Genomic DNA, 23,181 nt, shown 5'->3' on the forward strand with positions numbered 1-23,181 from the left:
GTCGGAAGGAGCGGCGAAGGCCTAGTCGTAGTTCTCCGAGGGCAGTTCCACGGCCCTGAGCATGGTGGTGGTCGGATGCAGCACCACGGCGTCCTCGTCCCGGCGGTGGGGCAGCACGGTCTCCAGGTAGGACCGCAGCGCCTCCGACAGGGGGACGGACCGCGACTGGTTCTCGGACAGGTACCAGCGGTGCTCCAGCAGCTGGTGCATCACCTCGGCGGGCTCCAGCTTGCCGGAGAGGTCGGCCGGGATGGAGCGGGTCACCAGCTCGAACACGTCGATCAGCCAGCGGTTGGCGGCCTCGTGCTCGTCCATGTCCGGGTGGTTGACGGCCCGGTACTCGTCGATGTCCCGCAGCAGGCGCCGGGCCTGGTTCTCCTGCACGTCCAGGCCGGTCAGCCCCAGCAGCCGGCGCTGGTGGTGCCCGGGATCCACCACCTTGGGCTGCAGCACCAGCCGGGAGCCGTCCTCGGTGGTGCGGATGGCGTACTCCTCCACGTCGAAGCCCAGTGAGTTGAGGCGGCGGATCCGCTCCTCCACCCGCCAGCGCTCGCCGGGACGGAAGGACATGTCGCCGGTGAGCTCGTCCCAGAGCCGGCGGTAGGCGTCGATGATCAGCTGGGAGGTGGCCACGGGGTCCACGTCCTGGTCCACCATGCCGCCGGACATCAGGTCCATCAGCTCCCCGGCGATGTTGACGCGCGCGAGCTCGAGATCGTGCTCGCGCTGGCCGTGGGAGAGGGAGGGGTGCAGTTCCCCGGTCTCGGCGTCCACGAGGTAGGCGGCGAAGGCGCCGGCGTCTCGGCGGAACAGGGTGTTGGACAGGGAGACGTCCCCCCAGTAGAAGCCCACCAGGTGCAGCTCCACCAGGAGCAGGGCCAGGGCGTCGATGAGGCGGGTCAGGGTGTCCCGGTGGAGTCGGCGGGAGAACACGGCGCGGTAGGGCAGGGAGAACCGCAGGTGCCGGGTGACCAGGGCGGTCGGCAGCGGCTCGCCGTCCGGATCGGTGCGTCCGGCCACCACGGCCACCGGCTCCACGCACGGGATGTCCAGCCGCTCCAGCCGGCGCAGCAGCTGGTACTCGCGGCGCGCGGAGAATTCCGTGGTCTCCTTGACGGCCACCACGGACCCCTCCAGGTGGGCGAACCGCACCACGTGCCGGGACAGGCCGCGGGGCAGGGCGGCCAACGCGGACTCGGGCCAGTCCTCCAACGAGGTGTCCCAGGGCAGCCCCAGCAGTTCCGAGGCGCCCTCCGTGCGGCCCGTCCCCACGGACGTGGTGATGTCCAATCCGGATCGCGGCGTCATGAGACCGCAGTGTCCTCCCTGAGCCGCCCGGAGTCCAGCCGCAGCCGGCGGTCGGCCACCGAGGCCACCGGCCCCGGCTCGGCCGTGGCGTACAGCGTGGTGACGGACAGCGTGCGCGCCAGCGAGCGGATCAGTCCCGCGGTGTGGTCCTTGAGCTCCGGCGGCAGGGCGGCCAGCGGATCGTCCATCAGCAGCACCGCCGGGCGCCGCACCACCGCCCGGGCCAGCGCCACCTGCTGACGCTGGGGCCCCGTCAGGTCCTCCGGGCTCCAGGACAGCTGCGCGTGCAGGTCCAGCAGCCGCGCGGCCTCGTGGACCCGGTCCAGCCGCTCGGCCTCCGGGACCCCGGCCACGCGCAGCGCGAAGCTCATGTTCTCCCGTACGTCCATGTGCGGGTACAGGGCGTAGTTCTGGAACACCAGCACGGCGTCCCGGTCCTGCGGCGGCAGCCCCGTCACGTCCACTCCGCCGATCAGCACGCGGCCCGTGGCGGGCGTCTCCTGGCCGGCCACCACCCGCAGCAGCGTGGACTTGCCGCTGCGCAGCGCCCCGGAGACCACCACGAACTGGCCGTCCGCCGCCGTCAGGTCCAGGTCCGCCAGCGCCGGCTCCTGGGCGGAGGGGTACCGCACCGTGATGCCCTGCAGGCTCAGCCGCGCCACGCGGCCACCTCCCGCAGCACCGCGGCCAGCTGCTCCGGTCCCTCGATCCGGAACCGGGCCGCGGTGGGGCCGGCGCCGACCTTGATGGAGATGTCCCGGTCCGCGTCCAGCCGGGCGAAGCCGTGCTCGTCCGTCACGTCGTCCCCGGCGAAGAGCACGGCCTGGGCCCCCGTGACGCGGCGCAGCAGGTCCAGTCCCTGGCCCTTGTCCGCCCGCACCACGGAGACCTCCAGCACGTCCTTGCCGTGGCCCACGTGGAAGCCGTCCATCCCCGGTTCCCCGGCCAGCTCGCGCAACGCGGCCTCGGCCTCTGCCACCGCCTGGCGCTTGGCCTCCGGGGTGCGCGCCAGCCGCACCTGCAGCACCCGGCCGGCGGGCTTGTGCTCCACCCAGGCGTCCGGGTACCGGCGCGCCGTGGCCTCCAGCACCTGCCCGACGCCGGCCAGGACCCTGACCTGTCCCGCGTCCAGTTCCAGCGGCGGCGCGTCCGGGCCGAGGCGGCGCTCCGCGCCGTGGGAGGCGATGAGCAGGGTGGACTCCGGGGGAGTGGCGACGGCCATCAGCGATTCCAGGGCCCGGCCGGACACCAGCGCAGTGTGCACGCCGGCCAGCGCCCCCAGGGCGGTGAGGGCCTCGGCGTTCGCGGGGAGGGGGCGGGCCTCCTCGGCCCGGTCCACGAGTTCGGCCATGACCCCGTCGAAGTCCACGGCCACGAGGATCGGGGTCCGGCCGGCGAACCGCCGCAGTGCCTGCGAGAGGTCCGCGGGGAGGCCGGCCGGCCGCGCCGGGTCCGGCCCTGGGCCCGACCCTGGACCCGGCCCCGGGGAGACTGGACCGGTCATCGCGGGGTCTCCGGGCCGGCGTCGTGCTCCTGCCGGTCAGCCGCCTGCTCGCCCCCGGCGAGCCGGCCCAGGAAGTCCTGGGACCACTTGTTCACGTCATGGGTGATGATCTGCCGGTGCATGGAGCGCATGCGCTTGGTGGCCTCCTGCGGCGCCATGGCCACGGCCTCCAGGATGGCGTCCTTCATGCCGTCGATGTCATGGGGGTTGATCAGCAGGGCCTTGCGCAGCTGGTCCGAGGCGCCGGCGAACTCCGAGAGCACCAGCACCCCGCCCTTGCCGCCCCGCGCCGCCACGTACTCCTTGGCCACCAGGTTCATGCCGTCCCGCAGGGCGGTGACCAGCATGACGTCCGCGGCGAGGTAGAGGGCCACCATCTCCTCGACCGGATAGGAGTGGTGCAGGTAGCGGATCGCGGTGTGACCCATGGTGTCGTAGGTGCCGTTGACCCGGCCCACGGCCAGCTCGATGTCGTCCCGCAGCTCCTGGTAGGGGCCCACGTTCTCCCGCGAGGGGCTGGCCACCTGGACCAGGCACACGTCCTCGACGTCCAGGCTGCCGTCCTCCAGCAGCTCGGCGAAGGCCTTGATGCGGTGCCGGATGCCCTTGGTGTAGTCGAGCCGGTCCACGCCCAGCAGGATGGTGTTCGGGTTGCCGAGCTCCTCGCGGATCTGCCGCGAGCGGGCCTGCACCTCCGGGTCCCGGGACAGGGCCGTGATGGTGGCGACGTCGATGGAGATGGGGAAGGCCTCGGCGGTCACGGCGCGCTCGCCGCCGTGGCCGTCGTTGACGTTCAGGGCCCCGGAACGGAAGGACCCGCCCAGCAGCCGCCGCACGGACCCGGCGAAGTTGGCCACGTCCGAGCGGCGCTGGAAGCCGATCAGGTCCGCGCCCAGCAGCCCCTCCAGCAGGGACCGGCGCCACGGCAGCTGGGAGTAGATGTCCACCGGGGGGAACGGGATGTGGTGGAAGTAGCCGATCCTCACGTCCGGCCGCAGCCGGCGCAGCAGACGGGGCACCAGCTGCAGCTGATAGTCCTGCACCCATACCGTGGCGTTCGGCGCGGCCGTGGCGGCGGCGGCCCGGGCGAAGCGCACGTTGACCGTCAGGTAGGTGTCCCACCACTGCCGGTGGAAGGCGGGGCGGGCGATCACATCGTGGTACAGCGGCCACAGCGTGGAGTTGGAGAAGCCCTCGTAGTACTCGGTGAGTTCCTGCTCGGACAGCTCGACCGGGACCAGGTGCATGCCGTCATGCGTGAACGGCTCCAGTGCCTCGTCCGCCACGCCGCCCCAGCCGACCCAGGCCCCCTCCCGGCTGGCCATGATGGGGGCCAGGGCGGTCACGAGGCCGCCGGGGGAGCGGCGCCAGGACGAGGTGCCGTCCGGGTCGGTCACCCGGTCCACGGCCAGGCGGTTGGCCACCACCACGAGGTCGTAGTCGCCGGGCTCGGGGGGAGCACCGACCCGGTGCTCGGCCCGCTCCAGGAAGGAGGGGGCTCCGGTGGGGAGGTCAACGCGGTTGCTCACTTGTCTGGAACTCCTTCTCGTGGCCCCGGTCGGGGTCCGTCTCCGACCCTATCGTCCCGCGTGTCCCCGTGTACCCCGCATTCAGATTGGCCCGGTACCCTAGCCCTTGGCTCGGAGGCGGATGGTATGGGGGATACCGGCCAGGCACCCGTGACCGCTCACGACCCCGACAGTCAGGACGACAGGCAGGACCATGGCGAGCAGCAACAAGCAGACGAAGGCCGAGAGGCAGCAGACCGCGCGCGAGAAGGCCCGGCAGATGCAGGAGGAGCAGCGTCGGCAGGAGCGGCGGCGCTCCCTCATGGTCCGCTGGGGCGTGGTGACCGCCGTGGTGGTGGTCATCGCCGTGGTGGTGGGCATCATCTTCATGAACTCGTCCCGCTCCATTCCCGACGCCGGCCCCGCACCGAGCGCCGCCAACGACCAGGGCGGCATCACCCTGACCTCCACCACCGAGCTGGCCCCGGGCGACGAGGCGTTCACGGAGGTCGACAACACTGACGCCTCCCAGCCCGAGCTGACCGGCGAGGCCCCCACCTCCGTCCCCGGCGGCGAGGCCCGTCCGGCCGGTGAGCCCGCCCAGATCATCGTCTACGCGGACGCCAACTGCGTGCACTGCGCCAGCTTCGAGCAGGAGAACGCGGGCCTGATGGCCGAGTGGCTGGACGCCGGCGAGGTCACCGTGGAATACCGGATGCTGGACTACCTCGACAATCCGGCCACCGGCAACTACTCCTCCCGGGCCGGCAACGCCCTCGCGTGCATGGCCGAGCAGTCCCCGGAGCACTACAACTCCTTTATGACCCAGATCTTCGCCAGCTACGCCACGAAGCAGGGCGAGGGCCTCAGCGATGACGAGCTGAAGGAGATGGCCTCCGGACTGGGCGCCGACCTCAACAGCTGCATCGACGGCAACGAGTACCGCCCGTTCGTGACGCACACCGGCATGGCAGCCCGCGAGGCGCAGATCGCCGGCACCCCCTCCGTGTGGGTCCAGGGCGAGAACTGGGACCAGAGCACCCCGTTCGCCGAGTACGTGGAGGGCAAGATCGCCGAGCAGTCCTGACCGACCGCATCGGCTACCCTTGAAGGGCCGGTTTCCGTTCCCGCCAGCGCATGCGCCGGTGGGCCGCGGAACCGGCCCTTTCCGCCTCCTTAGCTCAGCTGGCCAGAGCACCTGTCTTGTAAACAGGGGGTCACCGGTTCGAATCCGGTAGGGGGCTCCACAAAGCACGTCTGACTTGCGGTTTACCGCGTCGGGCGGGCTTTTTCTTATCTGCTGCCCCACTGTCTGCCCTCTTTTCCCGATCCGCCCGGGAGGTCCTGGCTGCGTCCACCTTTATTACTGCGCGTAGTCCGCACACATGGAGCCCATCGCTCAGGGAAGTACCCCGAGGAATGGATAACCCATCCGAAATGGTGGGCGCGGAGAGTGTGAAGACGATGGCCACGAAAACTCGAGGGCGAAAGCCAGAAAGAGCCACGGTTCCGGTCACTATGCCGCTGACCAAAGCCGATGTCCTAATGATGGTCGGCGTGTCCAAGGCGACCTTGGACCGCTGGACTCGCGAGGGATTGGGTCCGACTCGCTATGTCCTTCCGGGCGGAAGCGTGAGGTATCGCCCGGAGGACGTTGCTGCCTGGCAAGAAGCTTCGCGCATCTCATCCAAGGTGGTCCGCTGATGCCCAAGATCCTCATGTCGGGGGAGCGGGGTACTCCCAGCGCGGTCAAAGAGGGTTCCGCACGATGGAGAGCCCGTGGAAGTGTCAAACTGCCTGATGGCAGTACCTACCGCGGCGACCAACGTGGCAACACCAAGGCGATGGCGCTCGCCAAGCTAAGTGGCGAGCTTGACCGCGCCATGGAACGAGCCGGTTCCAGTCAGACGCGGGCCGGTGTATATCTGGCGGGTTGGTTGGAACCGCGGATGGCTGCTGCGGTGGACCGGCGACGGACATTACCGCGAGGTGAGAAGTCGCGATAGAGTCCCGGGACAGCGCGTGTCTCTCAGTACGCTGCGTGGAACATCTGGCCTGAGTCAGCTCCCAGTATCCGGGAGACCGACGCAGGAGATCTCGACCGCCGGCAAACTGACCGGAGCACGATCAACGGGGTCGGCGAGATACCTCTCGGCGAACTGACCGTCGCGGATATTGAGGGGTTCTACGACTCCCTTGTGCAAGCGGGCGGACCCGGGTACCGCGCTGCCGAGTTGGCCGACATCTTGCTGCGCCGTGCGCTGGATGAGGCGATGGCCGAGGGCCTGATCCGTGACAACCCTGCGAAGGCCGCTCGTCTTCCCCGACGAGACGAACTCGATGAGGACCCGGCGGAGCTTGCCGCCCTGGACGCGGAGACCATTAGGGAGGTTTGCAAAGCTCTGCAGGCTTACCAGGCAAGGACCCGTGTGGCGATGTGGGGCGGAGGGCCGCGATATACGGACGTGTGGATCCTTTTGGCTGGCTCGGGTGCTCGCATCGGTGAAGTTCTAGCTCTGCGCCTCATGGATGCGCTCGTGGACGAGAAGCGGATGGCCATCAGCGGGACTATGACGGAGAACGGTAAGGTCCAGCGGCAAAGCACTACTAAGTCGCGAAGGAAGCGCACCGTCCCGGTATCCAGCGAGGCGGCCGCCGTGATGAAGCGGCGACTGGCCGAGGGAATCCAGGCAGGATTGCCGATGACAGCGCCGCTGGTTCCGAGTACCTCGGGAGGCTGGTGGCCGCCGACCGCGTTCCGTCGAGGCCTTCGCGACGCCCTGGGCCATGCTGGCATTGATCAGGACCGCGTTGACGACGAAGGTCGGCTGGTCCACATCAGCCCGCATGGTTTGCGACGGAGGGTCATTACAGATATCTGGGATGAGTACGGAGTAGAAAGAGCTGCGAGGCACGCTGGTCATTCCACGCCTCGAATCACCATGACTCACTACGTGAGGCCTCCGCATGAGACTCCGGAGGCCGACCGCGCGTTGCCTGACTACTTCAACTGACAATGAGGGTACCCAGGATGAATGCAACGGTGAATGTTCGAGAACTCGCGACTGGTAGGTGACCTGGGGCGTATAGATACATCGCCGAAATATCCGGTGGTTGGCGGTGACCAAGTCAATCAGCTTGACACGATGGTGGGCGGTGCTCGTGGACCGGCACATGTCGACATCACCTGCCGTAGTCGCTGACAATTTCGCCCTTGATGCAGTCGGTGACCTGAGCTGTCTGACACCCAAAGAGGTCGGTCACACGTCTGGCTGCCCAATTTGAATGATGAGTACACCGCCAGGGTGCACCGGACGATCGCACCGATGTACTTGACCAAGATGCGCATACTCACCGTTTGCAAGGTCCCGACTAGGGTTGGGCCATGGCTCAACTCCCGATCTCTGTCCACGTTTGTTCAGAGACACCCGAGAAGTGGGACGAGACTGAAGCTCTGCAATCGCAGCACAGCGAGAGCGCAGGGTCGTATCTGCGGGAAAAGCGGCGGCCTGCCGTCGCCAGGGCTGACCTCGATTGGGCATCCCACGGTTTCGAACCGCGTTGGTTGGGCTTCGACACCGCCGACTGCGCCGTGGCACTGCAACCGAGCGTGTACGCAGGACAAGGCGCCAACGAGTTCTCTCGTTTTCGGCAGGGTGCTGAACGCCGGAGCGAGGCAGCGCTGGTGATCAGCCCTATCGGCAGCATCGAGGACGAATCTCGCAATTTCCGTAACATTTTCGGGCCGACCGTCGATTCGGTCTCGATCGGTCAGACCTACACGAGCATCGATGGTCAGAAGATCGGTAAAGGTGCCCGAGTTCGGGCCGCCGATGGTCTCGGTAACGCCGATGGCCAACTCGCACTTCGACTGCTCAGTTGCAACCCAGTGCCGGTCTGGCGCAGCCTGTCGCTCAGTGGAGCGGTGCTGGAGTCGATCCACGGCCGGGAGCAGCACGCGCCGGAAGGAACACTACTGCCGATTTTAGAGACCGAGCTCGGCGAACCTGTCGTAGCCGCTTGGCACTCATCCGATGGTGTGGAGCGGCGCTACGTCGTCCCGGTCGAGACCCCCTGGACGCTGTTGCTCCCGTGGTTACTGGAGCAAGCGTTGCCGGAGTTCGTGCCTGGTGCGATGCGCCGGGCACGGCGTCCGCTGGCTACTGACGAGGAGCTGATGACACGGCGTGAGCGGAACGCTCGGGACGCCTTGGCCGTGCTTGAGGGCGACTATGCTGCGCGCCGCGACTTACTGGAGAGTCAGCTTCAGGACGCACAGCGCTCGGCTGTCGCGACTCGTGATGGCCTGCTCTACGGCACCGGCCAACAACTCGTCGACGCCGTGTCGTCGGTCTTCGAGTCCGCTGGCATCGAGGTTGTCGACCTCGACGCAAAGTATGGAGACACCAAGAACGCGGACCTACTCTGCGGCTACGGAGGACGGTCCCGAGTAGTGGAAGTGAAGTCAGCGAGCGGAAGTGCTCCCGAGCGTGCCTACCAAGATCTGCTCCGACACTTACGGGAGTGGCCGACCTTGCCGGGTGCTACGCCGATCGACGGCGGCGCGCTCGTGATCAGCCATGAGCTCCGTACGGTTCCACTTGAGCGGAGGCCGACCCCGTACGCTAGGCCGGAGTTCCTTTCGGCGCAGACTGAGCCTGTGATCTCCGCGCTGGAACTATTCTCGGCTTGGCGCAACGAGGACGTGGAAGCGATCCGTCAGCTGCTATTCGGTTCCAGCACGGCACCCGTGGCTCAATCGGGGACACAGGTTAGTGGAACGGTTGTCGACGTCGATACCGTTCCCTCCCGCACCTCCCGACGGCGGTGGCTTGGGTGGCGCTGAAAGATCGGAACGCACTCAGCGGGGTTAATCCTGAGCAGGTCTTGATGTAAGCGCCTGTCGGGCAAGTGGGGTTTACGGTGCGCGGGCAACTCGGTAACACCGCGGGAGGCTGACCCCAATAGATTCCAGCTTGATTTCTTTCTTCGCCCAATTGTGGATCCGGTTCACGCCCGGTGCCATGGTGTTTCTTACCTCGTCCCACCCATGGCGGACCATGTGCGTATGAGCACCACTCCCGGCCGACCCGTAGTCGCCCTAGACATCGACGGCGTGCTGAACATCGAACACTCGGCGCGCAAAGTCGGACCCGGCTGGATCCGACGCACGGTCACGATCCCTCCGGATGGACGATTCTCGCCATTCACCCTTCTGGGAGAGCACTCCCTTGAAATGCCCCTCACCATCAATCCAACTCTCCATGGGCCATGGATCACGAAAATTCGAGAGAACGCAGACATCTGCTGGGCCAGCACATGGGAGTACGACGCCAACCGGCACCTCGTACCTCTCCTCCGAATCGAACCCCTCCCGGTCGGCATCTCGGTGGCCGCACAACGGCCGCGTTTCCACGATGGTCCGATGGACTGGAAAGCCAGGGCCCTGCAGCAGGCATTCCCTGGCCGCCCGGTCGTGTGGATCGACGACCTCAATTTCACGGCCGATCACGACGATTGGTGTGACCGCCCGGACCGGTTGCTCATCAACACCGACCCTGCGATCGGAATGACTGCAGAGCACATGACTCAAATCGAGGAGTTCGTCAGCTGGCATCACTCCTCCGAGAGGCAGATCCGTGCCGACATGCTGGCTGACATCGGCCGGCTCAACCTCGTGACCGGCGGGGATGCGGCTACCCGCACCATTGTCCTCAGCTTGGCCGATGAGCAGGCCCGCAGCGAAGGCAGCAAGGTCCTCTTTGCCAGCCAGTGATGCTCCTATCTTGTGTCAAGCGGCTGAGAGCCATTGTTCGTAGCGACTTGTGAGCTCGGTTAGTGGGCGTCGTTCTCGCTCAATGTCGGAAATGCGGGCTGGCCAGGTGTTCAGGGCCTGAGCGACATCGGTGAGGGTGAGATTCCTGGCCTTGCGCAGGGATCTGAAATCGGGTCGAACCTGCGGCGCGTATTCGGTGGTCAAGGCGCGGTAGACCTCGCGGCAGATCGCACGCTTGAGGCAACGCATGATCTCGGTAGTGCTCTTGTCCTCGCGAGTTCTACGGGCGAGGTAGTCCTGGGTGCGCTGGTCATGTTGCATCCGGACCAGCGTGATGCGGTGCAGGGCGTTGTTGCCGCGTCGGTCTCCGCCCCGGTTGAGTCGGTGCCGGTTGGTGCGCCCGGAGGAAGCCGGGATCGGGGCGGCACCGCAGAGGGAGGCGAAGGCGGCCTCGTTGCGGATCCGGTCCGGGTTCCCGCCGGCGGTGACGGCCAGCTGGGCGGCCACGATGGGGCCGGCCTCGTAGACAGCCAACAGCCCCGGGTAGTGCTCGGCCAGGACCGTATGCATCTGTTCTTCGAGGTCATCGGCTTTGGCGGTGGCCTCCTGATGTGCTCTGGCCAGGGTGCGCAGTGCCAGCGGAGCCGCCGTCTCTGGGGCATCGACCGGTCCCGTCGGGCGGCTGGCGGCCAACGCCTTGACCAACGCCGGGGTACGCAGTCCGCGGTACTTGTCGCGCACCGGTTCTGGCGCGGTGACCAGCAGCGAGGTAATGCTGTTGCCGATCGACGTCGCCGCGGCAACCAGCCGGTTGCGGGCGGTGAGCAGGAACCGGAGGGACTCCACCGGGGTGGTCGTGTCCTTGGCCACCGAGAGCCCCTGACCGGCCAGTACGGAGCGCGCCGCCTCGATCGCATCGATGGGATCGGACTTGCCGTTCATCCGGCGGACTTGGCGAGTCGGTCGCAGCACCTCGGCCACCGTGAACCCGGCGGTAGCCAGGGCCCTGGTGAGACCGGCACCGTAGGAGTTGGTGCCCTCGACCCCGACCACGGCGACCGTCCCGGCGGCGTGGAGGGCGCCGAGCAGGCCGGCGTAGCCGTGGGCGTCCGCGGTGAAGGTCTCGGTCATTACGGTCTGGCCCTGGGCGGTGAGGACCGCCAGGGTATGGGTATCGGTGTGGGTGTCAACGCCGGCGACCAAATCTGTCGGGTGTCGGCCAGGATGTGTTTGACCACGATGGATCCTCCTTCAGGAGCTCGGGCAGTGAACGCCGCGGGCTCCGCCGGGGCAGACAAGACGCTGACGGGACCGATACCATCGCGGTGTCACCCTGGCCATGGAATCGATCATGCTCCTATGAGGTCATGCACCGGCGAAACCCATGGCTGTGCCCGCGGACGCAGGACAAATCAAACGAAGGACAGGCCCATTCGAGGGCCGCCAGTCAAGAGGTGGGTCACTACGTCCGCGGGCACTTTCCATTATCAGCGTCAAGGGCCATGAGTTTCTGCCCGTAGGCGGCCAGGGCCGCGGCTTCCTGGACCACCTTGACCGGGCGGTCAGCTCGGCACTGCGTGACATCAATCCTGAACTGGTGGGTCGGGATTCGGACTTCCAGAGCCAGGGAATCAGTCTGCTGCAGGCCTTGGCAACCCAAGGATCCGGCCTGTGCTTGATCGTGGACCGGATCGAGCACGCAGATGCCCCGGGCATCGTGAAGTTTTGCCAGACGGTCCGTGACTGGGCCGAGCAAGGTTTACAGGCTCTTCACAATCCAGGGTGTAGACGTGGCCTGAATCCGCCGGATTCCAGCAGGGATCGGGCGATGTAGTTGGTGAGGTTTCGGAACCCGAGGGCTGAGCCGCGTAGGTGCTCGAGGCGGCCGTTGATGGCCTCGGTGGGGCCGTTGGAGGTGCCGGGTTGGTCGAAGTAGGCCAGGATGTCCGCCGCCCGCTTCTTCAGCGTCCTGCCGAACGCCGCCAGTTCGGTGAGCTGGGTCGGCACCGTCCGGCCCAGCTTGGTGATCAGCGTCTGCATCATCGTCTTGCCCTTGGTCCGGTCGGGTTCCCGGTAGGCGGCGACCATGTGTTGGTAGAACGCCCAGGTCGCCTCGACCTCCACGTGCTCATCACCGTCGAAGACGTCCTGGATGCGAGAGTACTGCTTCTCGGTGAGCAGCTCAGCCCCGGTGAGCAGGGTCCTTCTGGCCTTGTAGAGCGGGTCGTCCTTGCGACCTCGGTGGCCGTGGACCTGTTGCTGGACCCGCCGCCGGCACCGCTCGAGGGCATCGCCGGCCAGACGGACGACGTGGAAGGGATCCATGACCGCGGTGGCCTCGGGCAGTTCCTCCTCCGTGGCGGTCTTGAACCCGGTGAAGCCGTCCATGGCCACCACCTCCACGTTGTCCCGCCAGGACTGGTCGCGGTCGGCCAGCCAGGTCTTGAACACCTGCTTGGAACGGCCCTCGACCATGTCCAGCAGGCGGGCCGGCCCGGTGCCAGCCCGTAGCGGGGTGAGGTCGATGATCACCGTGACGTATTTGTCCCCACGCCGGGTGTGGCGCCACACGTGCTCGTCCACGCCGATCGCGGTGACACCATCGAACCGGGTCGGATCGTCAATCAGAATCCGCTTGCCCTCAGCGAGGACGGCGTCGTTGGCGGTGTTCCACCGCACCGCCAACGACTCGGCAACCCTGGCGACCGTCAGATGCCCGATCACCAAGGCCTCCAACGCCCAACGCAAGGCACGCCGGGAGATCTTGGCCTTGGGCTCTGCCGCGGCGGTAGTGTCCTGGCGCCACACGTGGGCGCAGTCATCACACCGGTAGCGACGCACCGTGATGCGCAGCGTGGTCGGGCGCCAGCCCAACGGCTCGTGCGCCAACCGGCGGATCACCGTGCCACGTGGGGTTCCCTTCGATCCGCAGCGGTGGCACCAGTCATCCGGCTCCACAACCCGGCAGGCCAGTACCGCCCGACCTGGTTCCAGGCGTTGGCCAGTGGCTTCCAGGCCGAGCTCGTGAAGGCGGCAGAACTTGGTCAGGTCACAGTCGTCGAAGGTAGCGTTGAGCACGTCGAGGTCTTTCAGATGGCTTGTGTAGGAACTTCCATCTTCGGAAGGCCTCGACCTCTATCCAGATACCGACGCGCCCACCCTTCGAGACCCACGTCTACACCCTCGTTTGTGATGAGCCGGTTTACCGGTCCGGCTCATCATGGCTGGACACAGTGCGGCGATCCGCCGGCTGACCGAATACGGACCGACGGCGTTCATGGCCGGCGCCGTCCGGCTGGATGATGGACAGCAGGTGGACCAGTGAAGATACCCGTTTGGATCCGCACATCAAGCGGCTCCCACTATGCGGTCTCGGGCGCTCCCATCCCGGTGGAACCCAGACCTCTACGGTCTGTCACCACCATCGATGGTCACCACTCCGCTACTTTCAACCGTGCTGAGGCTCCTGACTGCCGGACCGGACGTCCGTCGCCCTGACGCGAGACAGCACGGATCCGCAGGAGTTGACCGATGCGGTCTGAACCGAGGTCCGACAGAGCCTGAAACTACGGCGTCCACTCAGTCCACTGGCGTCCATCGCGGCAGCGGAACCGCGTCCACATTCTCATCTAGGAGAACGAGAGCGACGCTCCTCTCTGCGCGAGTTACCGCGACGTAGAAGTTCGAAGCAGTCTTGGGCGACAGTTCCTTCACAACGGACTCCAGGCCACGTGTGGGAGCCCAAGCAGACTGGCGCAGGAAGTTCTGCACTGTCTTTTGAACATACACAATCGTTCGCTCGAAAGTAAGGCCTTTGGAAAGCCCAAAGGTAAGGGCGGAGTCCGCATTAAGGACTTCTTGTCGCCGCTCTGCCCGGAGTTCAACCGCACCGGGAAAGGCCTGCAGATAAGCAGGAACCTCTGAGAATGTGACCGCAAAGACGCCCTCGTGAATGGAGGAGGGGCTATACCGACGGGATTGCGTGGCAGAGTAGCCGAGCTGCGGGTCCAGTACCCGGTCGGAAAGTGCAGCGATATCGGCTCCGAATCGCCAGGTTTCCTGAGACTCTTCCACGATGACGGACCGAAGGCTGACGGCCCATTTACGCAGTCCTAGACCCGAGGAAGATTTGTTCTTTCGGCTGGAGCGGTTCGTCGAGAGGACCGATTGGCGAGGGTCTGCGACCAGGGTGACGCGATCCAGGACGGAGAACATCTTTTCGACGATGCCGAGGTCTCCCCCGCTCAGATCCTGTGCCTCGTCGATGAAGATGTGGCTATGCATGGCCCCTAGGCGACCCAATGGGTCAACGCCCGCAGTGGTGAGTATCTTTGTGCGGACGAGCTCCTCCAATCTTGATGTTCTCGCTTGACCGTCGTTCGTGAAGTATCGCGTCCGCCCGGATAGGTTCCATGCACCCGGCTCATTTTCGAGAAACACCCCGCTAACTGGGCTGTGAAAGCTGAAAAGCGTCGGAAGTGAGGGCAAGTATGGGCGTACGAAATACTCCACCAAGAAGGAGTACCAACCGATGACTGTCGTCTTGCAAGGCACCTTGGCTTCAAGCAGGCGTTGCCGCAGGTCCCGTTGTGATGTTTCCGTGTAAGTCAGGATCAATGGGGTAGCCGAGGCTGGCAGCTCCGCGCACCAATCGATGATGCGTTGCGTCTTACGGCCACCGGCGACAGCCAAGAGGACACGGTTCGTCGTCACGTCAAGGCTCGCACGAACTCGACAGCCTGGCTGATGTACGAGGGGACCTCAAACCGGGCGCCCGATTCTGCCAGGTTGAGCGCCCAGTCAGTCTTGTTCTTGCTCATCCAGGCATCGACTTCAGCAACCCCACCTGGACACCCGATGTTGGACGCGAACTCCGCCAAGTTCGCCGCATTGGCGGCTGTCATTTGAGGTTCCAGAGTGCGTCCGCAGCCGGGTTCACCTACGAACAGGTTTCGCTTGCCTGGTGCAAGAAACTGTTGGCACTGGATCCACCAATGCTCAGGGGTGGCTGCATCGCAGTCGCGCAGGATTGCCACGTCGCGGTCGAGAAGGGCGCAAAGCTCAAGGGCGCGTTTGTAGGCGGTTCCTACGGCCATCACGTCTATTCCAGCAGCCTCGGAAGGCGAGCCTGTCCTTTGCCTCCAAGCTTGCCTGAACACCATCTCGTCCGAGGGGCCCTCGACGAGGACGAGACGGTCGGCAAGGACCACGCGAAGGGTGTCGAATCCGGACAGCTTCTTGAAGTACTGGACCGTATCCGATTGAACGCCCCTCAGAGGATTAGCAGTCTGGTTGGCGAGCAGATGAATCTGGTCAAGTCCTAAGCGATTTAGGACGTAGGAGCTGTGGGTAGAGATGAATGCCTGCTTGCCGCTGCACAGGGACTCCACTAGAGATAGGACTCGATGAAGTGACGTGTGAGACAGATGATTCTCTGGTTCTTCGATGGTGACAATGTCCGCCTTGCTAACCCCCTTTAGGGCCAGGGCAAGCTTCGCTTGCGTTTGTTCACCTTGTCCGACGAAGGCTAGGGGAAACTCATCTAAGGAGGGTCCAATGCCGCGAGTCCAACTGTTCGCGGCGGAGAAATCGAGGTGAATGCCTATGGTGCCGAACGGGCCGTTGAGCGCTCCTTCGGGTTCTAGCCGAAGCCCGTCATTCAATGTGCTTAAACTCGCATCGGTCAGTGTCCGCATCGCATGCCGGTGCCTGACGGACAGGTCGGATAATTCCGCCGGTGTCAGGACACTGGTTAGGATCTCTCGGGCGTAGTTGTCGATCCTGAGGTTCGAACGCTCGGCGGTGCCATCGATATTGAGCACGCGGGCAGGAGGCGTAATCGTTCTGAGAGGCTTTCCGCCGAAGTTCTCCCACCGCACCGCGAAGTACTCGTGGGGAAGAACACCATGGTGTTCACCCATGTCGATATGCCCCCAGAAGGCCTCGCTCAGTTCCGGGTCCAGCCCAACATGCATGTAGCAGCCCGGAACCTCCCGCCGATCCTTTCCGTGAGTTCCTCGCAGTCGAGCGTTATCTGCTGTGGGGTGAAACTCGACTTCGATTCGAATCTCCGGCGGATGGGGGCGTGCCCCGGTCTGAACTTTCGCAAAGAACTCTCTCACTGCGTCTTGATTGAACCAGTAGGGATTGAGTTGCTCGTACAGCCCACGCCCGTTCAAGCGCCCATTGAGCACCATCGTTAGGGCTTCAAGCAGGGTGGATTTGCCTGCCGCGTTCTTGCCGACGATTAAGTTCAGCCCGTCGCCGGGGTGCAAGACGAATGAGCGAAGCGACCGGTAGTTCTCCACCGTCAGCGTCTTGATCATTGAAAGCTCCCGAAACTTCAGCATTATGGCTCATGGAGAGGCCCTAGAAATCTAGGAACACTTTCCAAGGTACTTGGCACGGCCTCGCAGCAGGCTAAGTTGCGCATTGTCACCTCTGATTGGTTCTTTGTCGCGCTAGGCTCGCGTCAAACTACGTTGCCTTTCCAGACCTGTGCCTTCGTTTAGTTTTCGACAGCCTCCAGATGCGGTCGCGGCAACACGAAAGGCAGTGCGGTGTGAATTGGAGAGATAGGTGGCCGAATTTTTACAGGGCTATCTGACCGTCTGCGTCCAGGATCGACCTTAAGGGGATCCCGTCGTGGGACGGCCCAGCTGTGTGCACCAGCAAGAGATCAGCGGGCTCGTTCCATGGTGGTACTGAGGTCCTTGATCAGCAGGTGATCGCGTTCGGTTTCATGCCGGACTGCTCCCTCGGGGGTGATCCAGTCGTATTCGCTGACATCGATGATCCCGGTGGGGCGGTAGCCCAGGCGGCGGTATAGGCGCTCCGCCTCCGGGTTGTCCTCGGCGACTCCCACCGCTATCTGCACACGGCCGGCTTGTGATGCGCGGTCCTCGGCGGCGGCGATAGGGCGCTGCCCACTCCTTGTCCGCGGTAATGGTCACGGACCTGCAGGTGATTGAGTTCCACCGCATCGGGGTACGCGGTGCGGGCGTTGGACCCGATGCACCCACCCCCTGCAGTACTCCGGAGCCCAATGGCTCCTGGTCCTGCCACGCGACAAGGTAAGTGGCCTGGCCGCCCCGTTGGCGGTCTTGGTGCGCCTCGTGGACGCCACCGGGCGTCCTCCAGCGCGAGCACAACACACGCAAGTCGGCGTCGGTGAAGGGGCGAATATCCATTCCCCCCATTCAACACGACGCGCCCGATCGGGGATCCTGATGCGGGGCCCTTGCTGCGTACAAGGCGCACGGACGTACGCGTGGGTGTCGACTTAGTTCCGGCTGGAAGGCTCGAGACCGTGGGCCAGCTGTGTCCAGAGGTGGTCTCGTTCGGTGCCGGTGAGGACGGTCGCGTCGAAGTTGACGTCGTGATCGGCTGAAGGGTCCCATGTGGAGAAATGCCCGCCACGGAGTTCCTGCACTACGTACCAGTCGGGGCCGTAGTCTTCTTCGCAGTACTCGTGCCGGCCATCGGTCCAATGCACCTGGGTCCACATCTGTTCCTGCTTGTCCCAGAAGAACGGGAAGGACCGCATGGGCATGACCGATGTCGTCACCCACCCGCGGGTCTGCCCGTCGAGCGATAACCGCCACACCGCTTCGCGGAACGGGTCCAAGCCGGAATCCTGCGGCCAGTCCGGTACGTCCGAGCCGAACCACCTATTGAGCCATCTCACCGTCATGTTCTACCCCATGCAGTGAGCGTAGAAGCACCATACGCCGCACGCCCCTAGGACGAACTGCCCACGGTGCGCGATCGCTCAGGCCGCCAACGGCACCATGTGAGACGACTCGTGCCCGCCAGGGGATCCTCACCCGGGATGTCTTCCATTTGACTCATCGTCACGCCGATGGCAGCGCGTCTCGCTTCGGCTAGAAATCCGTGACGGCGATTCGATGTCGCGAAGGATGGTCACTATACGCGCCATGGCAGCCGGACCGCTCGCGACCTCGCCCACGAGCCGGCCCGCGTACCGAGTCGATGGATCACCCCCTGCGCATGCGGCCAGTCCTCTTCTCGGAAAAGTTCTGCATCGGTGTCCGGCCTGGTTGCATGGTGCGCCACCCGCCGTCGTCACCAGCTGTAGTAGTTCTCGCCACCTCGTCGTGTTGGCTCCTTCACAGATGCGTCTTCCAGGTCTTGGATCGCTCCACCGCTCATATGTACGGAACCGCCTCGAGTCCCACGGTTCTCGATCAGCCCCGCAACGTGCAGCGACCCGGCCAACATGCCACCAGGGTGGACCCTCACTAATCCTGCGTGCGCGACGTGCACGGACCCGCTCTGACTGCCCACGACGTCCACCACAGACTCCGGCCCTACGTGAAGCGACCCCGAGTGCTGCCCGACGATGCGCACAGAACTACCCGCCTGCAGCGTGAGCGATCCGGACAGCTGACCCGTGCTCGCGAGTTCGAGCGTCGCACCCTCGTGAACACAGACGCAGCCAGAGTGGGCTGTGGCGAGCACTTCGTTGTCGGTGACCACCCACGGATCGCGGTACTCCTCCGAGCCGTCGGCCTGAATGAAGACGTCCTGCGGGTGTTCGTGATCGTGTGCCATGCCGCCACGTTATCCGTCCGCCGGCAGGCTGGGTACATTTAGACGCCACAGCCGGTTGAGGATTGGGCGATGACGCCTTCTACTGGACGAACGACATGCAGGCCGGCGACAGGTCCAATGTGGACGGGCCGTCATCAAAGCTTTAGACGAGCAGTGTGACAGTGCCTCCATGATTCTTTTGCCACCAGCCAGCGAAGAGCAAATGGTGCTTGTCGATGAGCGCTCTTATCCTCTTCAGTTGCTTCTGACTCGCCCAAGGCGGTAGGTCACCCTCAGATTCACCAGTCTCAAGATTGATCTTCAGGTTCTGACTGTCCGGCTCGGATTTTCTCAGAATGTGAACATGTGGCGGCGGATGGTCATTTGGCCAAACGTGAATGCTGAGGCCACCATCGAAGCTCTTCCCCTCCGCAGTTAAAGCGGTAAGGAACCCCTCTTCGTCGAAGGCCATCGACCAGTCGTCTCTGTTCTCTCCGAACTCGTACAACGCCATGTTGACGAGTCTCCCTAGAACGTCCTCGGCCTCAAGGCGACCCTCGGCCTCTGCCAGCTCCCACCCGGCGAGCTCGCCCAGGTTCCTCCCCGCCCGCTCGTAGGGTGTGAGGTCGTCAACTTTCATCCGTACAATCTACAAGCTGAAGACTTGATTGCCCCTTGTCGCGATCAGCTAACAATTGATGAGCGAGCGGCCCCGAACTGCCGTCTCCTCCGGGCCCGGCGTCAGTGCCCGGAGATATTCACGTCCGCTGCTCCGCGACGCCGCCGAGGAGCTCCACGATGGACTGCTGGTGACCGCCCCGTAGGCGGAACGGCTCACGGCGCCCGTTCGGAGGGGTGTCGAGGGACATGTGGGCGATGGTTCGCTCCCGAATGGGGATCCCATAGCCGGACGTTGCACACCCCAGTCCTGACCGAAGAGGTATCAGGGCCCGCAACGGACTAACCGCCCAACCGGAACAGGATCACCCAGGGACCCTCAAAGGGGACAATCGTGGGCAGCGCGCCCAGGGGCCCGTATACCCAAGGGCGGCAATACCAACCTTTCCAGAACCGGACGCCAGTCCCAAGGCCATTCGTATATTTACGGCTAGAACACCTGGGTGTAGCCCCATTCGTTGCGTAGAGACGAAGGGTTGTCTAGAAAGCGCTGCGGATAGATGCTCATCGGCCAGGCCGTCTGGTACCCGCTGGAAGCGTCGGCTCCGAAGGTTTTCGAAAGTGCTGTCAGTGGATGGTCACTCTCAGGTGAACACTGGTTATGCAGCCATGTAACGAACTGCGCGAGCGGAGCGCCGGGGTGCTCCACATCTTTGGAGTATCGGTTCAGACTGCTAGAGGGCCCCCAGGGATTTTCAAGTGAACCAGCTGTTGGTGCGTACGACATGCGGAAGGTGCTCAAGAAAGCGCGGTCCGCTACGAGAAGTGCATCGAGTTCCTCTCGAGGATGGTTCACAGCTTTGTCGGAGGCTGAGTGTGCCACCTCCTCGTAGAGCGTCTGCATTGATTCGGCAAAGTCAACGGCGTTTTGTTGCACGTTTGTCGAATGGCAAAGCAGGCCGAACGGGACGGGCCCGCACAGGATCTGCCGCACGGAACCCTCGGGATTTTCAGCGACTGCGAGGATCCGCTTCTTCTGTTCTATGGCTTCCAGAATGTGAGGCTTTTTCAAGGTCGTCTTGGACGAGAACGCAGCGGCGACTCCGCTGACGAGAATCGCTGAATGGTTGTGAAGCTTGGCGGGATAATCCGGCTTCAGAACGAGGACATCGACCTCGTTGGTCGACCCGCCAGGGCCGACGACGTATTTGCGAGTCACGACGGTCCAGCCAGGCCCCCATTCCGAGATCAATTGTTGCCACGTGGACTCGCCGACATGGCCACTCTGTTGCGGGTCCTTATCCTGCGCGTGCTTCCGCGCCTCTTCGTAGTCATCGCTCACGTCGCGCGCGAGTCTCGCAAACAAGTCCTCAAATCGGGTAGTCATTCGTACTCCTCTCAGATTCATCCTGGTGGCAATGGCAGGTCATGAGCAATCGGTAGCTCAGGTCTAGGCCAAGGGACATACGGAGGGGCGTCCGTTCGGGGAACCTTCACCGGACTCCCTCGTTCCTGACTTGCCCAAACGGGATCAGGTCTTGTGTAGGTTCCCGTAGCACCCGTCCGGTTGCCTGCTCGGTCGCGGGCGCTATGTGACACAAGCTTGAACAGGCCAGTCAGCCTAATGTCGTCTGCGCCAGCCCCGACGTCCACTGCCCGCAGTTTTCGTCGTTGGTCTTATATGACCACCAGCCCATCTCTCCCAAGAATCTATCCTTAGACCGGAAGCCCGGGTGGTGGGCCGGAAGGGATCCGGTGGTTTCACGGATCTCCTGCCCCCATTGTCCCGGAAAACGGGTGTCAGCTTGGACTACGCAGCAACAGAGTGAGTCTCACTTTCGTGAACCCTGACCTGAAGGTTGTGAATCACAGCGACAAATGGCGGTGTTCTCGAAGCGCTAACTGGCGGCAGGGCCGGCAGTTACAGACGGGGCCGGCTGCTTCGTTGCACCCCCGGTGTGTCGACGCAGGTACTGGTATACCGTTTCCCGGCTGAGCCCGTACTGGCGGGCGAGCTCGGATTTCGGGATGCCGGCCGCTGACTGACGGGCCAGCTCTGCCACCTGCTCCGGGCTCAGGGTCCTCTTGCGACCCTTGTAGGCACCGCGCTGCTTGGCTAGGGCAATGCCCTCCCGTTGACGTTCTCCGATGAGGGACCGCTCAAACTCGGCAAAGGCCCCCATGACCGAGAGCAAGAGGTTCGCCATCGGGGAGTCCTCTCCGGTGAAGACCAGGTGCTCCTTGGCGAACTCGACCCTCACTCCCTTGCTGGTGAGGGTCCGGACGAGGGAGCGCAGGTCATCCAGGTTCCGGGCCAACCGGTCCATGCTGTGCACCACGACGGTGTCTCCGTCACGGGAGAATCGAAGTAGCTCGGCCAACTCAGGGCGATTGGCATCCCGGCCGGAGGCTTTGTCGGCGAACACCCGATCCAGGGCCTGGCCCTCAAGCTGGCGTTGATCGTTCTGGTCCAGGGTGCTGACCCGCACGTACCCGATCCGCTGACCCGACATCTGAACCTCCATCGTTGAAACGGTCAGGTTGGCATCTAAGACTCACGGACATGAATGTCAAGAAATATCCAACGAGACCCTATTCTGACACTCTTGAACTTGCCCTCCTGACGTGCGGTTGAGGTGTACCCCATGTTGACTTCCTAACCTATTGAAGACGACCAGTGGGCCACCCGGTCCGCCTCCCCGGGGTCCCCAAGTGACACGAACTATGTGTGTGGAAACCGAGCCGCAATTCACTGGCCCAGCGGATAAGACGCCGGGCTCGGATGCAACCGGTGAAGGGCGGCTGCCCGCGGCTCCTGAATATCACGATTGCGAGTACGCACTAAGTTCTCACGACTGATCACGCCAAAACTGATCACGCAGCGACCCGCCCGGTTCTTCGGACGCGGCAGCACGCGATCGAGCCGATGGAGCGACCGGCTGGCAACCATCGGTGCCCGACGGCCTCGCGGGTTAGGGTGCGTCCATGGAGCCGGACGTCGATAGGGTCGAACTGCCCGCCCTGCTCGCCCCGTCCGAACCTGATACCCAGCTCACCCCGCAGGGGCCAGCCACCGTCCAGGTGTCGTACGCCCGGCTCGTCGTGTTGCCGCAGGGGTTGGCCGGGGTGCCCCGCCGATTGCGCCCGCTAACAGTGGACCTTCTGGTGGACCTGGTCCTACCGAAGGGGACCGGGAACCGGAGGATCGGCACGATGGTGCTGGATCCGGGCGGCCAGAGCATCCAGGCGACGATCCAGTACGTCAATCGGAAGACCACCGTATGGTTCAACACGTCCGCCGTGACTGAGATACTCGGATCGGAATCCCGCCGGGCTCGCGCCCAGAGCGCACTGGAGAGCTTGGTCGGTCCCGTGGTCGAGCACCTGGAGAGGATCCAGGAGTGGCGGCGGACCAGCGACCCAGACCTGCCGGAAGTGGACTGGCAAGCGTCCGACCCGCCGCGGTTCTCTGTAGGGGCTGCCCGCCGGTACCGGATTGCCGGGGCAGCACCCCTGCGGGACGTGAACCACCCATGGTCAGAATTCCTCCCAGCGTGGTGCGAAGCCAAGACCGTCATGGTTATGGCCCCGGGGGTCGAGGCCGCCCCCCGCACTGGTACCGGGATCCGGTGCGGGATGCGTTGGCCGGACGGTACCGAGTCGCGGTCGGCGGTGTGGAACTTGGGGGAGCTCGCCATCTGGAAGGCGACCCGTCACCGGCCCGAGGCAGTCCCGGAGTGGGCGACGGCCGCGGTGCAGGACACGACCGCGGCGGCGGACTGGGTGCGCCGCCGTGTGGTGGAACTGCATCGGTAGGGGCTAAGCCCTCGGGTCACCGCTACCGAAGGGGGAAGCTCCGTCTGACCGGCGCACCCGGACGGGGCGCACAGGTCGCGTTCCCTGCCGAGCGGCAG

Annotated in this window: 20 protein-coding genes and 1 tRNA gene; 7 read left to right on the forward strand and 14 right to left on the reverse strand. The window is 64.6% G+C overall.

What is annotated here, in order from left to right:
- Positions 1 to 21: 21 nt before the first annotated feature.
- From RE421_RS06310 to RE421_RS06325, 4 genes are read right to left on the reverse strand one after another with little or no spacing between them, the layout of a single operon-like run.
- Entirely contained in the window at positions 22 to 1,308 is a 1,287-nt protein-coding gene (locus RE421_RS06310) for a DUF4032 domain-containing protein (RefSeq protein WP_309816028.1), read from the reverse strand.
- Positions 1,305 to 1,970, reverse strand: coding sequence for an ABC transporter ATP-binding protein (locus RE421_RS06315; RefSeq protein WP_309816031.1), 666 nt, complete (start codon positions 1,968 to 1,970; stop codon positions 1,305 to 1,307). The genes RE421_RS06310 and RE421_RS06315 overlap by 4 nt, the downstream gene beginning before the upstream one ends.
- Positions 1,958 to 2,812, reverse strand: coding sequence for a trehalose-phosphatase (otsB, locus tag RE421_RS06320; protein WP_309816033.1), 855 nt, complete (start codon positions 2,810 to 2,812; stop codon positions 1,958 to 1,960). Before otsB ends, RE421_RS06315 begins: the two co-directional genes overlap by 13 nt.
- Complete coding sequence (locus RE421_RS06325; RefSeq protein WP_396134602.1) at positions 2,809 to 4,341, reverse strand: trehalose-6-phosphate synthase; 1,533 nt, start codon at positions 4,339 to 4,341, stop codon at positions 2,809 to 2,811. Before RE421_RS06325 ends, otsB begins: the two co-directional genes overlap by 4 nt.
- Before the next feature lie 193 nt (positions 4,342 to 4,534).
- On the opposite strand from RE421_RS06325, the gene RE421_RS06330 reads away from it, so the two are divergent.
- From RE421_RS06330 to RE421_RS06350, 6 genes are all read left to right on the forward strand, one after another.
- Complete coding sequence (locus tag RE421_RS06330) at positions 4,535 to 5,407, forward strand: thioredoxin domain-containing protein (protein ID WP_309816036.1); 873 nt, start codon at positions 4,535 to 4,537, stop codon at positions 5,405 to 5,407.
- 83 nt (positions 5,408 to 5,490) lie between these two features.
- Positions 5,491 to 5,567, forward strand: a tRNA-Thr gene (locus RE421_RS06335).
- A gap of 271 nt (positions 5,568 to 5,838) precedes the next feature.
- Positions 5,839 to 6,024, forward strand: coding sequence for a helix-turn-helix transcriptional regulator (locus RE421_RS16800; protein WP_396134635.1), 186 nt, complete (start codon positions 5,839 to 5,841; stop codon positions 6,022 to 6,024).
- A gap of 569 nt (positions 6,025 to 6,593) precedes the next feature.
- Positions 6,594 to 7,334 (forward strand): site-specific integrase, encoded by a 741-nt coding sequence (locus RE421_RS06340; RefSeq protein WP_309816038.1) that lies wholly within the window; start codon positions 6,594 to 6,596, stop codon positions 7,332 to 7,334.
- 371 nt (positions 7,335 to 7,705) lie between these two features.
- On the forward strand, positions 7,706 to 9,166 hold the full coding sequence (locus RE421_RS06345; RefSeq protein ID WP_309816040.1) for a hypothetical protein: 1,461 nt from the start codon (positions 7,706 to 7,708) through the stop codon (positions 9,164 to 9,166).
- Positions 9,167 to 9,388: 222 nt separating this feature from the next.
- Positions 9,389 to 10,096 carry an HAD domain-containing protein gene (locus RE421_RS06350; RefSeq protein ID WP_309816043.1) on the forward strand — a complete coding sequence of 236 codons (708 nt, stop codon included), beginning with the start codon at positions 9,389 to 9,391 and terminating at the stop codon, positions 10,094 to 10,096.
- 15 nt (positions 10,097 to 10,111) lie between these two features.
- On the opposite strand, the gene RE421_RS06355 is transcribed toward RE421_RS06350, so the two are convergent.
- The 10 genes from RE421_RS06355 to RE421_RS06400 form a co-directional block, all read right to left on the reverse strand.
- Positions 10,112 to 11,299, reverse strand: a complete 1,188-nt coding sequence (locus RE421_RS06355; RefSeq protein ID WP_309816046.1) for an IS110 family transposase — start codon at positions 11,297 to 11,299, stop codon at positions 10,112 to 10,114.
- Between the two features lie 567 nt (positions 11,300 to 11,866).
- Positions 11,867 to 13,174 carry an ISL3 family transposase gene (locus RE421_RS06360; RefSeq protein ID WP_309816053.1) on the reverse strand — a complete coding sequence of 436 codons (1,308 nt, stop codon included), beginning with the start codon at positions 13,172 to 13,174 and terminating at the stop codon, positions 11,867 to 11,869.
- 501 nt (positions 13,175 to 13,675) lie between these two features.
- Entirely contained in the window at positions 13,676 to 14,380 is a 705-nt protein-coding gene (locus tag RE421_RS06365) for a hypothetical protein (RefSeq protein ID WP_309816056.1), read from the reverse strand.
- 425 nt (positions 14,381 to 14,805) lie between these two features.
- Positions 14,806 to 16,422, reverse strand: a complete 1,617-nt coding sequence (locus RE421_RS06370) for an AAA family ATPase (RefSeq protein WP_309816058.1) — start codon at positions 16,420 to 16,422, stop codon at positions 14,806 to 14,808.
- 353 nt (positions 16,423 to 16,775) lie between these two features.
- Positions 16,776 to 16,961, reverse strand: a complete 186-nt coding sequence (locus RE421_RS06375; RefSeq protein ID WP_309816060.1) for an acetyltransferase — start codon at positions 16,959 to 16,961, stop codon at positions 16,776 to 16,778.
- Positions 16,962 to 17,378: 417 nt separating this feature from the next.
- Entirely contained in the window at positions 17,379 to 17,723 is a 345-nt protein-coding gene (locus tag RE421_RS06380; protein WP_309816063.1) for a hypothetical protein, read from the reverse strand.
- Between the two features lie 458 nt (positions 17,724 to 18,181).
- Positions 18,182 to 18,670, reverse strand: coding sequence for a hypothetical protein (locus RE421_RS06385; RefSeq protein WP_309816067.1), 489 nt, complete (start codon positions 18,668 to 18,670; stop codon positions 18,182 to 18,184).
- A 142-nt stretch (positions 18,671 to 18,812) separates the two neighbouring features.
- Entirely contained in the window at positions 18,813 to 19,289 is a 477-nt protein-coding gene (locus RE421_RS06390; RefSeq protein ID WP_309816070.1) for a DUF4160 domain-containing protein, read from the reverse strand.
- 468 nt (positions 19,290 to 19,757) lie between these two features.
- Positions 19,758 to 20,654, reverse strand: a complete 897-nt coding sequence (locus RE421_RS06395) for a DUF6602 domain-containing protein (protein ID WP_309816073.1) — start codon at positions 20,652 to 20,654, stop codon at positions 19,758 to 19,760.
- 511 nt (positions 20,655 to 21,165) lie between these two features.
- Entirely contained in the window at positions 21,166 to 21,780 is a 615-nt protein-coding gene (locus tag RE421_RS06400; RefSeq protein ID WP_309816076.1) for a recombinase family protein, read from the reverse strand.
- Positions 21,781 to 22,252: 472 nt separating this feature from the next.
- On the opposite strand from RE421_RS06400, the gene RE421_RS06405 reads away from it, so the two are divergent.
- On the forward strand, positions 22,253 to 23,083 hold the full coding sequence (locus RE421_RS06405; RefSeq protein ID WP_309816078.1) for a hypothetical protein: 831 nt from the start codon (positions 22,253 to 22,255) through the stop codon (positions 23,081 to 23,083).
- Positions 23,084 to 23,181 lie beyond the last annotated feature (98 nt).

It is taken from the genome of Citricoccus sp. I39-566 (assembly GCF_031432995.1).
GTDB lineage: Bacteria > Actinomycetota > Actinomycetes > Actinomycetales > Micrococcaceae > Citricoccus > Citricoccus nitrophenolicus_A.

Coding starts and splice junctions, on each gene's coding strand:
- otsB (WP_309816033.1), bottom strand. CDS start 2,812: ATGACCGGTCCAGTCTCCCCGGGGCCGGGTCCAGGGTCGGGCCCAGGG.
- RE421_RS06370 (WP_309816058.1), bottom strand. CDS start 16,422: ATGATCAAGACGCTGACGGTGGAGAACTACCGGTCGCTTCGCTCATTC.
- RE421_RS06400 (WP_309816076.1), bottom strand. CDS start 21,780: ATGTCGGGTCAGCGGATCGGGTACGTGCGGGTCAGCACCCTGGACCAG.
- RE421_RS06405 (WP_309816078.1), top strand. CDS start 22,253: ATGGAGCCGGACGTCGATAGGGTCGAACTGCCCGCCCTGCTCGCCCCG.
- RE421_RS06345 (WP_309816040.1), top strand. CDS start 7,706: ATGGCTCAACTCCCGATCTCTGTCCACGTTTGTTCAGAGACACCCGAG.
- RE421_RS06340 (WP_309816038.1), top strand. CDS start 6,594: ATGGCCGAGGGCCTGATCCGTGACAACCCTGCGAAGGCCGCTCGTCTT.
- RE421_RS06390 (WP_309816070.1), bottom strand. CDS start 19,289: ATGAAAGTTGACGACCTCACACCCTACGAGCGGGCGGGGAGGAACCTG.
- RE421_RS06385 (WP_309816067.1), bottom strand. CDS start 18,670: ATGGCACACGATCACGAACACCCGCAGGACGTCTTCATTCAGGCCGAC.
- RE421_RS06395 (WP_309816073.1), bottom strand. CDS start 20,654: ATGACTACCCGATTTGAGGACTTGTTTGCGAGACTCGCGCGCGACGTG.
- RE421_RS06310 (WP_309816028.1), bottom strand. CDS start 1,308: ATGACGCCGCGATCCGGATTGGACATCACCACGTCCGTGGGGACGGGC.
- RE421_RS06330 (WP_309816036.1), top strand. CDS start 4,535: ATGGCGAGCAGCAACAAGCAGACGAAGGCCGAGAGGCAGCAGACCGCG.
- RE421_RS06365 (WP_309816056.1), bottom strand. CDS start 14,380: ATGCATAGCCACATCTTCATCGACGAGGCACAGGATCTGAGCGGGGGA.
- RE421_RS16800 (WP_396134635.1), top strand. CDS start 5,839: ATGCCGCTGACCAAAGCCGATGTCCTAATGATGGTCGGCGTGTCCAAG.
- RE421_RS06350 (WP_309816043.1), top strand. CDS start 9,389: ATGAGCACCACTCCCGGCCGACCCGTAGTCGCCCTAGACATCGACGGC.